The following is a 12,968-nucleotide window of genomic DNA, read 5'->3' on the forward strand; positions in this document are numbered from 1 at the left end:
CCCCTCAACCCGCGCGGCTTTGGGCGCGGTCGATGGCGCGGCGCAGCATGACGCCTGCCACATGTTTCTTGAACTCGACGGGGCCACGATTGTCGGCAACCGGATCAATCGCATCCAACATGGCAGCAACGCAGCCATTCACATCACCGTCCGCCAGCGCAGCGCTTGCGCCTTCGGACCAGACCGGCGTATCGGCCAGATTGGTCATTGCGACCGAGGCCGTTCCGTTACCCACCATCACAGCAGCCGCCGCCGTGGCATAGTCGCCAATCTTGCGCTTTTGCTTTTCGTACGCCTGACCGACTCCGGCGCTGGGCACCGGGATCGAGATACGGGTCAGGATTTCCTCGTCCTCGCGAGCGGTAAAATACGCTGCCTCGTAAAACTCACGCGCAGCGACGCTGCGATTGCCATCGGGGCCGGACAGATCAAACGTCGCGTTCAGGCATTGCATCAACCCCGGCATGTCATTGCCCGGATCACCATTGGCCACATTGCCACCGACGGTGCCCACATAGCGCACCTGCGGATCAGCGATCTGCAAAGCCGCCTCGCGGATCAGCGGAATGGCAGCGGCCAGACCGTCATGAGTGATCAACTCGTGCTGCGTGACCATCGCACCCAAGGTCACGGTGTCGGAGCCGACCTCAATGCCCCTTAGTTCGTCGATGGCTTGCAGGTCGACCAGATGGCCCATCTCGGCCATGCGCAGCTTCATCATCGGGATCAGGCTGTGCCCGCCCGCGATCACGCGCGCTTCGTCTCCGTGTTCCTGCAAAATGCCGATGGCCGAGGCGATATCGCCTGGCCGGTGATACTCAAAACCGGCTGGTATCATGTTTTTCCTCCCTGGGTCCGAGCAATATGCCTTGGGGGACCTGACGTTAGGAAAGAACGCCCGCGTCAGCCGTTCCAGTCAACGAGAACGGGGCGCGCAGCTTGTTTCACGAAATACGAATAGGCTGCACGAGTTGCGATCAAAGGCCCAGCGCGTCGCGAATGTCAGATAGGCGTGACCGGCTGACCGGCACCTTGGTCAACGCGTCCACACCGTCGAAATAACAAGTGCCATTGTCCTTGTGACGCTCAAAACTGGAGACATGTTTGGGATTCACCAGATAGCTGCGATGGGCACGCAAAAAGCCATCGGGGGTCAGGCGGGTTTCAGCCTCGGTGATGGACCAGGGACAGAACAGTTTCTCGGCCCCGATATAGAGAACGGTATAATGCCCTTCGGCCCGGATTGCGGCAATCTCGGTCGGGGTGGCGAAAAAGGTCTGGCCTTCGCGCTCAAACGGAATGCCTGCCCGCAAGGTTGCAGGTTCAGGGCTGGGTGGAGCAGGCGCCACAACAGCAGCAGGTTCAAGGAAGCTAACGCCAGTCAACAGGAACGCTCCACAGATCAGGAACACCGCCACGGTGACACCCATCGCCAGCACCTGATTGTTCAGTGCCGGACCGGCCCCGCCGGTGCTGTCGCTGACGGTGAAATCGGTCAGACCGGTGGCCACGAAGTGCATTGTAAACACCGCCAATCCGAAACAGGCCGTTCCCAGCAAGATGTTACGCTGCGTGCGGTTGTCGTAGGCCACCCAGATCGCCACAACCGACAGCACGACCGAGGCCAGCGTTGACAACAGTACGTCCCACACGTTGTAGACCGGGCGACACAGTTCCATCCCGGCCATGCCTATATAGTGCATCACAACGATGCCAAGGCCCACGATCACGCCCGCCCCCACTATGGTCTGCACCGAACGTGGCCGGAAATGCAGCAACAGCAGCGCCAAACCTACCATCAGGATCGCCACAAGGGCCGAAATCAGTGTGATCAGCGCGTCATAGTAGAACAGGATCGGAAGTTGCAGGCCCAGCATGGCGACGAAATGCATCGACCAGATGCCGCCGCCCAGAACCACCGCAGCCAGCGCCACGATGATCTTACGGCGCTGGTCGTCCAGCTTCGATGCGCCATGTGTAAGATAAAGGCCGGTAAACCCCGCCATGAGCGCCACAGCTAACGAGGCTGCCACAAGCCAAGCGTTATGCGAATAGTCCAGCATTTTTGGTTTAGGCGCCCTCCCCGACGCGTGGACGACGTTAGCAAACGGATTTGATTGGGACAATTGGCTCTTGAACACGAATTCGGTGCTCGCCTCGGCCGTAACCTTTTTTCGTTTGCGACTTAGAAATTCAGCGCGTTACAAGTTCGCGCTCAGATCTACTTGATGGTCTCCGCTGCCTATTGAATCACCGCATTTTCCCATGCGGAAAGAAACTTTTTACGCTTAAGGTCATCCAAAAAAGTCAGCAAAGCCGGGTTCAATCCAATCGTTTCTCTGTCAGTCACCCCTCCCGGAGACGTCAGCGGCGGGAGGGAGGACTGCGTTTCCTGCGCGGCAGACTTTTCGGCAACGAGATGGCGGATGAAAGCTTCTGCTGCGTCTGGTTCCCGAGTTGCATTAGAAACCAAAGCTGTACGCATCATAATCGTTTGAAAATCAGTCGGAAAAATAACTTCAAGCGCATCTTTACCTTCGGCTCGGACAGCGGCGTAGCTGCCCAACACGTTATATGCGACCAAAATCGTGCCATCGGCCAGATCATTGATCATTTCGCCCGAACAACAATACAGCCGCACATCAAGCCCGCCCATAACTTCCATCAAGCGCCAATAGGTTTCCGAAGCTCGCGCATCCTGCGTTGCAAAGAGGTAACCCAAACCGGACTGGCGAACATCATAAGTGCCTACCTTGCCACGGAATTCCTCCGGACGTTTCCGTAAAGCTTCGATCAACATTTGGCGCGTTACGGGAACTTGCTGGCCTTCAAATGCCGCCCTGTTGATCACAATGGCCGCCGGCTCAGTGGTGAACGAGAAAAGGCTGTTGTGCCATTGTGCCCAGTGCGGTGTATCGATGTCGTCGATTGGTAGGGCATACCCATCATTGGCCAGTTTGAGTTGCAGATCCATCGCACTGGACACGACCACGTCAAATGCATCAGCAGCGGCTCGGACCCGCATGTTGATATCGGCCGTGCCCGAGACCAGGTATTCGACACTAATTGAGGGATTCTTCGCCACAAACTCCTCGATCAGTGGCGCAAATAGAACTGTGTCCGTGCTCGAGATTACCCGCAGCCTGGGACCCTCTGCGCCTTCGTTGAAAATCAACTGATCTTCCCAGTCTTCTGCCCATCCAGCGCCGGGCAGAAAAGCCAGCATCAAAGCGATAATGTAACGCATGCGCCCCCCATTGGCCGGTTCGATAGAACCAGCATTCCCCCATGTGCAGTCGCCACATCCTTTGCAATGGTTAGTCCCAGTCCAGAGCCAATGGTTCCTACAGCGTTTTCCCCACGCTCAAATCGCCGGGTCAGTCTGTCAACTTCGCTGGGAAGAAAGCCGGGCCCGGTGTCGCTGACCTTAATCTCGGGTTTCGCTGTGACCTCTATTTCTACGATGCTGTCTGCAGGTGCATATTTCAACGCGTTGTCGATCATGTTTCTGACAGCGTTTTGAATAAGAATAGGATCTCCAGAATACGGAACCGATTTATCGCCCGTCAGACAGAGCGACAGTTCCTTCATTTCAGCGATAGGCGTCAAACGCTGAACCAGCTCTTGGATCAATTCGACAAGGTCAACATTCTCGCGCTCTAGCCGGTCCGCGCGAGACGTAATCATGGCGTGATCCAAAAGCTGACCTGCTGCGCGCGAGCTTTCGTCGATCGCGCGAACCATAGCACGCAGCGCCTCGCGGTTTTCTTTTCTTTCCACGCGGTGGAGCGTGGCTTCGGCGTATGATCTGACAGTCGCCAAAGGTGTCCTGACGCGGTGGGCCGCTTCGGCGATAAAGTCCTCGGATTGGCTAAGCGACTGATCCAACCGGCCCATCAAGGAATTCAAGGACATGACAAGCGGCGCCATTTCTCGTGGCACTGGTTTTTTGAAAGGACTCAGATCCTGCGGCCCCCTTCGGGTTACCGAAGTCGTCAACTTGTTGAGCTGACCAATGGTTGTCGACGTGATCCAGAAAGATAAAGCTGCGGTGAGTAGAAAGAACCCCAACCCAAGAAAAGCAGCATTGCGCGAAATCTGATCAAGAGTTTCGGAAAGCGCATCCTGAGTTTGACCCAGTACGACTTCGACCTCGGTTTGTCGGTCAAGTCCAACAAGAGTCCGGCTGGCGCTGACCTGTCGGATAAGTTCTTCGCGAACTTCGCCGGTTTTGAACGACCAATCGCTTTCTCCGAGCCCACCAGCAAACCGAAGGTCTTCGTAGCCCGATAGGAACTCACCGTCCTGAAAGATCGCATAGAACACTCGGTCATCTGACGGAGTACTCAGCATTGAAAATGCTGCGTACGGGATATCTACCTCGAGTGCACCATCTCTGAGCGCCGCAGCATCCAGTATTGATGTCACTGAAGCTTCAAGTATGTTGTCCTGACCTTGTTGTGCCACCTGCGCCGCGTAATTGCGAACTGTGAAAAACAGAAGAATTGCAAGAACAGCCGCACCGCCAATCAACGCGAGCACCAGCCTGTTTCGCAATGACCCTGAAACGGTCGGATTAGTTGTCATGATCCAGCCTATACCCCAGACCGCGCAGAGTAGTTATCTTGAGGTCCGACTTTTCAAGATGCCTGCGCAATCGGCCCACATAGACCTCGATGGCGTTGTCTGAAATGTTGTCATCGTAGGAAAACAGCCGATCTGCCAGCTTCTGTTTCGAGAACACATGACCGGGTGCGTTGATGAACAGCTCCATCATACGCAATTCACGATTCCGCAAAGAAACGATGTCCCCGGCGACGACCAAATGCCCCGCGACCGGATCGAAGACAATGCCGCCCATCTCGATCGTCGTTTTTGTGATGCCTGATTTGCGACGCAAAACGGCACGGCATCTAGCCTCGAGTTCAGCGTGATCAAATGGCTTTGTGACGTAATCGTCGGCCCCAAGATCCAAAGAACCGATTCGATCAGAAACCTGACTGCGCGCGGTCAATACAATCACGGGAGTGTCCAGTCGACTTGCCCGATGCCGTTTCAGAAAGTCTCGGCCATCCCCATCTGGGAGCATGATATCCAACAGAATCAGGTCGTATTCTTCGGTTTCGACAAAGGCGGTTGCGTCCTCCAAATTCGCTGCGTGATCAATGACATGACCGTCCAGACGCATGCGCGAACTGACCGCGTTCGCGAGGTCCAGGTTGTCTTCGACAAGTAGAAATTTCATCAGGCTTTTTCAGTATTTTGCCGCGTGACAGGTTGATGTCAGGTTGGTGTGTTTTTGTTCCATCCAATCTGAGCCGCCATGCGGCCGGTTGTCAAACGGGAGGAAATCATGACAACGATTAAACTGGGCCGTCGCGCCCTAATCGCAGCTGTGGCCGCAATCGGCCTGACCGGCCCGACATTGGCCGAAGATCAAGTCGTGGACAGCATCCACTTTCTGATCCCCGGCGGTGCCGGTGGTGGCTGGGACGGAACTGCCCGCGGCACGGGTGAAGCCCTTACGAATGCGGGTCTTGTTGGCACTGCATCCTATGAGAACATGTCAGGTGGCGGCGGCGGTAAGGCCATCGGCTTTCTGATTGAAAACGCTGACAGCAATCACGGCACATTGATGGTGAACTCAACGCCCATCGTAATCCGTTCGCTGACCGGTGTTTTCCCGCATAACTTCCGCGACCTGACTCTGGTTTCAGGCACCATCGGTGACTATGCGGCGATCGTCGTAGGCAAAGACAGCCCGATCAACTCGATGGACGATCTGTTGGCAGCTTTTGACGCAGATCCTTCGGCCACAGCAATTGGTGGTGGCTCGGTACCGGGCGGCATGGATCACTTGGTTGCAGCCATGGTCATGGAAGCAGCTGGCAAAGACGCTCTGGGCGTAAAGTACATTCCGTATGACGCAGGCGGCAAAGCCATGGCGGCGCTTCTGTCCGGCGAAATCGCGGCTCTGTCGACGGGTTTCTCGGAAGCTGTTGACCTGTCGAACGCGGGCGAAGTCAAAATCATCGGTGTCACATCGGAAGAACGCGTTGACGCCGCTCCTGATGCGATGACCATGAAGGAGCAGGGTATTGATACCACCTTCGTCAACTGGCGCGGATTCTTCGCAGCACCTGGTCTACCGGAAGACAAGCTGGCGGCATATCAAGACGCAATCGCCAAGATGTACGACACTCCTGAATGGGAAGAGGTTCGGGCGCGCAACGGATGGGTCAACATCCACAACTCGGGCGCTGACTTCCAGACGTTCCTTGAGCAGCAGGAACAGCAGATCGGTGATCTGATGAAGAAGCTGGGCTTTCTCTAACTGAAAATCGGCAGAGCGGACCGCCGCTCTGCCTTCCCCAAAGACAACAAAAAAGGAGGGGGCATCATGGCGTTGGATCGCTGGATCGCGCTCGTTCTGCTGGGTGTTTGTTTAACATATGGCTACGCCGCCTGGTTCACGATGGACGGTAGCCTTCCCCCCTTCATGCAAAGAAATCCCATCTGGCCAAGCACCTTCCCCAAAGTGCTGTCCATTCTGGGTATCGTCACGACGACAATTATCCTGCTGGGCTTTGAAAAGTCCGAGATCAAGGAAGCCGACATCGATTATCGCCGGCTGGGTGATTACCATCTGGATCAGGCGCTAATGCTGCTGGCTTTGATGGTGATCTACGCTTTGTGCCTGCGTCCTGTCGGTTTCCTGATTTCCACATCGGCATTCCTGATCCTTGGCTCTTTCATTCTGGGTGAGCGCAAGTGGCACATCATGCTGCCTGTTGCCTTCATCGCTACTGGGGCCGTCTGGTATCTGGTTCAGGAAGTTCTTGGCATTTACATGCGCCCCCTGCCGGGCATTTTCGGAGGCTGACATGCTTGAAGGACTTCTGATCGGCCTGCAAACGGCATTCTCAATCCAAAACCTACTGATGGTTATCGCTGGGTGCCTGATCGGCACGTTCATCGGGATGTTGCCCGGTCTTGGACCGATGTCGATCATCGCCATCATGATCCCGGTTGCGATCTCGATGGGCGACCCATCCGCCGCACTGATCCTTTTGGCTGGGGTGTATTACGGAGCGATCTTTGGAGGATCGACATCCTCGATTCTGCTGAACGCGCCAGGTGTCGCGGGCACGGTAGCTTCAAGTTTCGATGGCTATCCGATGGCACGACAAGGCAAAGCAGGCAAGGCGCTGACAATCGCTGCGATCGCCAGTTTTGCCGGCGGCACGCTGGGTGCTGTGCTTCTAATGGTGTTTGCCCCTGCCCTGTCATCAGTGGCGCTGTTGTTCCATTCGGCCGAGTATTTCGCGCTTATGGTTGTCGGTCTTTCAGCCATCGCAGCCTTTGCTGGAAGCGGGCAAGTCGCCAAGGCCGTCATCATGACAGTCCTAGGGCTGATCATGGCAACTGTCGGCGAAGGCGCGTTGTTCAACCTGCCTCGGTTCACCATGGGAATCATGGACCTGCAATCCGGCTTTGGCTTCATCACGCTGGCCATGGCCATGTTTGCCTTGCCCGAAGCGCTGTTTCTGGTCCTGAAGCCAAAAGATCTGAAAGGTGATGATGGTGAGATCAAGGACCTGCGCATCACCAAAGAAGAAGCCAAAGCAATTGCGCCAGTTGTGGGACGGCAGTCCGTACAAGGTTTCTTCATCGGCGTTCTTCCCGGCGCCGGTGCGACAATCGCCAGCTTCCTCGGCTACGCTGTTGAACGCAACATCGCTCCGAAAGAGGAACAGGAAGAATTTGGCAAAGGCTCGATCAAGGGTCTGGCAGCCCCGGAAACAGCGAACAACGCGGCCTGCACAGGATCATTCGTTCCACTGCTGACTTTGGGTATTCCAGGTTCCGGCACCACGGCGATCCTGCTGGGCGCGCTGATTGCTCTGAACGTGACACCCGGTCCGCGTCTGATGCTGGATGAGCCTCAGATCTTCTGGGCTGTGATCATGTCCATGTTTATCGGAAACCTTGTCCTGTTGATCCTGAACCTGCCGCTGATTCCTTACATCGCAAAGGTGCTATCCGTTCCGCGCAACTACCTGATACCGTTCATTTTGTTCTTTACGTTGATGGGCGCTTATATTGGGCAGAACAATGCAACGGAGTTGTTGATCCTTGTGGGTTTCGGCGTCTGCGCCACGGCTTTGAAGTTTGCCGATTATCCGCTGGCCCCGCTGCTGATCGGGTTCATCCTTGGCGGAATGATGGAAGACAACTTTGCGAGGTCCATGCAGCTTTATGACGGGATCGGGTTTATCTGGGAACGCCCCATGACGCTGGGCCTGCTGGTCATCGCCGCGCTGCTGGTGCTGCTGCCCAGCTATCGCGCGCGTCGCGCACGGGCACGGGCTGCCGGTATCGCCGATGGCGACTGAGCCTTTGGCAGGAATACGAGTTCTTGACCTGACGAATGTTCTGGCGGGCCCGTATTGCTGCTATCAGCTTGCCCTGATGGGGGCCGAGGTGATCAAGGTCGAACGGCCTGAGGGCGGCGACCTTGCTCGGGTGTTGGGCGCAGACCCAGACCGCAACAAGGCCGGGATGGGCATCAGTTTTCTCGCCCAGAACGCGGATAAGAAATCCGTCACGCTGGATATGAAGCCAGCAAAGGGCAAAGACTTGCTGAAGAAGCTGGTTCAAACCGCCGACGTGCTGGTCGAAAATTTCCGGCCCGGTGTAATGGACCGGCTTGGCCTTGGCTATGACGTTCTGCGCGCTGAAAATGCCAGCCTGATCTATTGTGCAATCAGCGGTTTTGGGCAGGACGGTCCTCGCAAAAAAGACCCGGCCTACGACCAAATCGTTCAGGGTATCAGCGGTGTCATGTCGATCACCGGAGCAGCCGATACAGCGCCCTATCGCGTCGGCTACCCGCTGGCCGATACCGTCGGGGGGCTAACGGCCGCTTTTGCGATCAGTGCGGCCCTGAACGCCAGACCACGCGGCACGTTTCTGGATATCGCAATGTCCGAGGCGGTGATCTCCACCATGGGCTGGGTGGTGTCGAACTACCTGATCGGGGATGTCACACCGGCAGCGCATGGCAACGAAAACACCACATCCGCCCCGTCAGGAACCTTTGCCACTGCGGATAACCCGATCAACATCGCGGCCAATCGTGACGAACAATGGCAGGCGCTTGCTCGACATCTTGGACGGGAAGATTTGCTGGGTAACCCTGACTATGCCTCGCGTGAAGATCGCAAGAGGAACCGCCATACCCTGAGGGACGATCTTGAAGCCACGCTGCGCACCCGACCCTCCCGGGAATGGGTTCGCGAGTTGAACGCGATTGGCGTTCCGACCGGGCAGGTGATGACCGTGCCCGAAGCGTTGGCTGACGAACAGCTTACAGGCCGCGGATTGATTGGATCTTTGCCGTCCCACAGCGACGAGCTGAAACTGACCGGCAGCCCTGTTGTGATGGATGGTCAACGCAGAATGCCCCGGACCGCCCCACCGGACTTGGGGGCAGATAATGCCGTGATCTGGTCTGAGCTTGGTCTGAGCCGTGACGAAATAAACGCGTTGACGAAGGAGGGGATCATATGAGCGATGTCGCTGACTGGTGGTCAACATCCATCATCGACATGGAACCCGGACGAATAGACCTGCGGGGCACACCTATTCAGGACCTTATCGGCAACCTTGGTTTCGCAGAAATGATCTGGTTCATAGTGCGCGGAGACAGGCCATCCGCCGCACAGTTGAAATTGTTCGAGGCCGCCTTAGTTGCTGCCGTGGATCACGGGCCACAAGCCCCTTCGATCGCTACGGCCCGCATGGCAGTAACGTGTGGACTGCCACTCAACAATGCCATGGCAAGCGCGGTGAACATGCTAGGGGACATCCACGGCGGTGCTGGCGAGCAAGCGGTGACCTTGTATCAGTTTGTCAATGCTCACCCATCCGCCGTTGGCCCGGCGCTGGATGACTGGATTGCCGCGCAAGGGAAAATTCTGCCCGGATTCGGCCACCGCTTTCACACCCCAGCGGATCCACGCGCACCACGTTTGATGAGCCTTGTGGACGAAGCGATTGAGGCAGGTGCCTGTGATGGGCGCTACAAATCTGTCGCGATCGACATCGAAGGCGAATTGGCGCAGCGTAAAGGCAAACCCATTCCGATGAATATCGACGGAGCCACAGCGGTGATCTATGCCGAGCTTGGTTTTGACGCGCCGCTGGCACGCGGCCTGTTTTGCCTGTCCCGTTCTGTCGGCATTCTTGCACATGCGTGGGAACAGTCTCAGCAGGGTGGCCGAAACAAGGGACCGACCCCGCCAAAGTATCGCTGGACGTACTTGCCCAGCGACACGTAAGTGGCATCAAGGTTCTAAAGTGTCCGTTGATCCGAGTCCTCAGACCTTCTCTTCGATCGCAGGCTCGACATCGGGGCGCACGGGTTCGGCCTCCATTTCGATCACGTCGGGCGCAACTTCTTCTTCCGGCTCTTCAACCTCCGGCTCGACCTTGTCTTCAAGCGCGCCAACGATCAGGGGCAGCATGTGAACACCGGTCGCCGAGGCGATCTCGGGCGTTTGCGGAGTTTGCCAGCTCAGCGTGTCAAAGCTGTGGCAGTTCTGGCAGACCGGAGCCCATTCGGGCTGGATATCATGGCAGTTGTCGCAGACCCATTGCGGCCCGCGCGGCGCGTTCAGCGCCTTGGCCAGCCATCCCTGCACCACCGCGTCCGGGGCGCCCTCGCCCCGTTCAATCGCCGCCATCAGCGTATAGGCACGGGCATCGGCCTGTTTTTCTACCACATCGCCCAGCGCACGGCGAGCTTCGGGGAAATCCTCGGCCACGATGTTCAACTCGGCCAGGATCAGGCGCGTTTCAGGGTTTTCCGGGTGGATACGGGTCAGGGCGGTGAACCGCTTGATCCGCGCATCCGGCGTTTCATCCGGCGCGATTTCCGCAAAGGCATGGGCCAGATCGGGATGCGGCTGCACCTCCCACGCTTTTTTCAGGATCTTGGTCGCGGCGCGCGGCTTGCCCTTTTCGATATAGGCCCGCGCGGCCATCGCAGCGGCAGGAACCAGATCAGGCGACAAGCGGTTGGCCTCGATCGCGTGTTCTTGCTGTTCGACCGTGGCGCCTTCGTCCAGAATGCCCTTGGCTTCGGACAGCGCCAGCACTGCATCACGGCGTTTGAACACGTCGCGCGGCAGATGACCAGCCTTAAGCTTGGCCGTCAGAGTCGAACGCGCGCCCGTCCAATCCTGCGACTTGGTCTGCAAACCCAGCAGAATATCCTGCGTTTCGGCGTGGCGCGGCTTGATCGCCAACGCCTTTTCGGCCAGCTTCCGGGCGGTATCGTCATCACCCTCGGCCAGTTTCTGCTTCAAGATACCACGCACGCCCACAAACCGGGTGGCGTTGTTCGTCACCAGTTTCTTATAGGTGTCCGAGGCTTTCTTGGTGTCACCATTCATCTCGGCCGCCTGTGCCACCAGCAGATTGGTTAGTTCAGGCTTGTTCAGCAGTTTTTCGGCCTTGGTGGCCTTGGACATGGCAATGCGCCCCTCGCCCGAAGCCAGTGCCATCAGCCCATCAGCCAGCGCCTGATAGCCGCGCTGTTCACGGCTGCGGTCGAAATAGCGCGACAGGGCGGTTTCATCGCCATTTAGGAATTTCAGCGTGGCGATCAGAAGGGTCAGCAGTTTGAAGAACAGCCAGATCGCAAAGACCAACACGCCCAGCGCAATAACCGATTGCAAAGGCCCCAGAGTGTATTCCGTGCCACCTGCCGTGATCTGAATACCGCCGCTGGTTTCCATCAGGAACCCGGCACCGATAGCCAGAAGGCCAACAATGGCAACAAATACAAGGATTTTTATCAGTGACCACAGCATGGCAGGTCCTTCAGTTCGAGTTCGCGCCAGAAGCAAGCGCATCTGCGGCATCCACGGCAGATACCCGTGTCTGCGCCGCTTGTTCCCATTCAGCCAGCGCAGCACGGGCCGCCTCGGGCAGAGATTTCAGTTCGTTCAAAGCCCCAGCCACATCACCGGCGGACAGCGCCGCTTGCGCACGAGACAAGATCGCATCCGGATCATCACCCTCTTGCGGTGTTACCGAACGCGCACCCGTCTGGCGCTGGAGGAACGCGACGATCCCCGTGCCTTTCTCCGCCTCTCGGGCGTCGGCAAGAGCAGCGCGGGCGGCTGGCGCAAAATCCTCACGCAGGGCCGAAACCGTCGCAACTCCATTGTCGGCCGCCGTGGACAGCGCGCCCGGGATTTCGACCCCGCCAGCTGACAGCTCGGAAAGAAGGTCGGAATAGGGTTGCCCTGCATCCAACTGCCCGTGGAGCTTAGACAGTATCGCTGCATTGGTCGCGGCCAAAGCCTCATCCGAAGCTTTTGCTTCCAGAGCCTGAGCTTCCGCAACCATCTTTTCAACCTCGGCGCGTTGGGCAGCCAGCGAGTCCTGCAGTTTTTTCAACTCGGCTTCAAATGCGGCTGTGGTTTCGGGGGTGGCTCCTTGGGTCAGCGCGCCGCTTTCCAGCGCGGCCAAGCGATCAGCCAGAGGCTGGATCTGTCCTGACAAACCATCAAGGCCGGATTGGACGGCGTCCAGATCCGAAGTGATCGGAGCCAACTGTTCTGTCAAAGCAGCAATCTTGCTTTCCAAGTCCGAGCCATCGGACAGAGATTTCGAGAGCGCGTCGATTTGGTTGGCTTGATCGGTCAGCTTTGCCTCGAGCGTGGTCAACGCGTCCGAGCTGCCGGAGTCGAACAAACCAGCACTGCCCGCCGCGAACCCGATTGCGGCTGCAATCGCACCGCCGATCAACGCCGGAACAAAGCCACCTTTCTTTTCCGAATGACGTTCGGACAGGTTCTCCTTGAAACGTTCAAGATTGGCTTCGGCTTCGGCTTCGGCTTCGGCTTCGGCTTCGGCTTCGGCTTCGGCTTCGGCTTCGGCTTCGGCTTCGGCTT

Annotated in this window: 12 protein-coding genes; 5 read left to right on the forward strand and 7 right to left on the reverse strand. The window is 57.4% G+C overall.

All coding sequences use genetic code 11. The annotated features are described in order from the left end of the window. Nucleotides 1–4 precede the first annotated feature (4 nt). From AC2FF7_RS20960 to AC2FF7_RS20980, 5 genes are all read right to left on the reverse strand, one after another. Nucleotides 5–838, reverse strand: a complete 834-nt coding sequence (locus AC2FF7_RS20960) for an FAD binding domain-containing protein (RefSeq protein WP_480868842.1) — start codon at nt 836–838, stop codon at nt 5–7. Between the two features lie 139 nt (nt 839–977). Then, nucleotides 978–2,063, reverse strand: a complete 1,086-nt coding sequence (locus AC2FF7_RS20965) for an MHYT domain-containing protein (RefSeq protein WP_170355564.1) — start codon at nt 2,061–2,063, stop codon at nt 978–980. A gap of 179 nt (nt 2,064–2,242) precedes the next feature. Further along, nucleotides 2,243–3,247 (reverse strand): ABC transporter substrate-binding protein, encoded by a 1,005-nt coding sequence (locus tag AC2FF7_RS20970; RefSeq protein ID WP_480868844.1) that lies wholly within the window; start codon nt 3,245–3,247, stop codon nt 2,243–2,245. Continuing rightward, a complete protein-coding gene (locus tag AC2FF7_RS20975) occupies nt 3,226–4,587 on the reverse strand; it encodes a sensor histidine kinase (protein WP_480868846.1) in 1,362 nt (453 codons plus the stop codon). The genes AC2FF7_RS20970 and AC2FF7_RS20975 overlap by 22 nt, the downstream gene beginning before the upstream one ends. After that, nucleotides 4,577–5,245, reverse strand: a complete 669-nt coding sequence (locus AC2FF7_RS20980) for a response regulator transcription factor (RefSeq protein ID WP_170355567.1) — start codon at nt 5,243–5,245, stop codon at nt 4,577–4,579. Before AC2FF7_RS20980 ends, AC2FF7_RS20975 begins: the two co-directional genes overlap by 11 nt. A 108-nt stretch (nt 5,246–5,353) precedes the next feature. Here AC2FF7_RS20980 and AC2FF7_RS20985 point away from each other — a divergent pair, with 108 nt between their 5' ends. From AC2FF7_RS20985 to AC2FF7_RS21005, 5 genes are all read left to right on the forward strand, one after another. Beyond that, complete coding sequence (locus tag AC2FF7_RS20985) at nt 5,354–6,334, forward strand: Bug family tripartite tricarboxylate transporter substrate binding protein (protein WP_170355568.1); 981 nt, start codon at nt 5,354–5,356, stop codon at nt 6,332–6,334. Nucleotides 6,335–6,400: 66 nt separating this feature from the next. Continuing rightward, nucleotides 6,401–6,883 carry a tripartite tricarboxylate transporter TctB family protein gene (locus tag AC2FF7_RS20990; protein WP_170755555.1) on the forward strand — a complete coding sequence of 161 codons (483 nt, stop codon included), beginning with the start codon at nt 6,401–6,403 and terminating at the stop codon, nt 6,881–6,883. 1 nt (nt 6,884) lies between these two features. Further along, a complete protein-coding gene (locus AC2FF7_RS20995; protein WP_170355570.1) occupies nt 6,885–8,396 on the forward strand; it encodes a tripartite tricarboxylate transporter permease in 1,512 nt (503 codons plus the stop codon). After that, a complete protein-coding gene (locus AC2FF7_RS21000; protein ID WP_480868849.1) occupies nt 8,386–9,573 on the forward strand; it encodes a CaiB/BaiF CoA transferase family protein in 1,188 nt (395 codons plus the stop codon). The genes AC2FF7_RS20995 and AC2FF7_RS21000 overlap by 11 nt, the downstream gene beginning before the upstream one ends. Next, on the forward strand, nt 9,570–10,343 hold the full coding sequence (locus tag AC2FF7_RS21005) for a citryl-CoA lyase (RefSeq protein ID WP_480868850.1): 774 nt from the start codon (nt 9,570–9,572) through the stop codon (nt 10,341–10,343). Before AC2FF7_RS21000 ends, AC2FF7_RS21005 begins: the two co-directional genes overlap by 4 nt. A gap of 39 nt (nt 10,344–10,382) precedes the next feature. On the opposite strand, the gene AC2FF7_RS21010 is transcribed toward AC2FF7_RS21005, so the two are convergent. Both AC2FF7_RS21010 and AC2FF7_RS21015 read right to left on the reverse strand, forming a co-directional pair. After that, complete coding sequence (locus AC2FF7_RS21010) at nt 10,383–11,879, reverse strand: heme biosynthesis protein HemY (RefSeq protein WP_496906271.1); 1,497 nt, start codon at nt 11,877–11,879, stop codon at nt 10,383–10,385. A 10-nt stretch (nt 11,880–11,889) separates the two neighbouring features. Beyond that, the coding region (locus tag AC2FF7_RS21015; RefSeq protein WP_496906272.1) for a COG4223 family protein at nt 11,890–12,968 on the reverse strand (1,079 nt) is incomplete at its 5' end.

The organism is Ruegeria sp. YTSC325 (assembly GCF_059609525.1).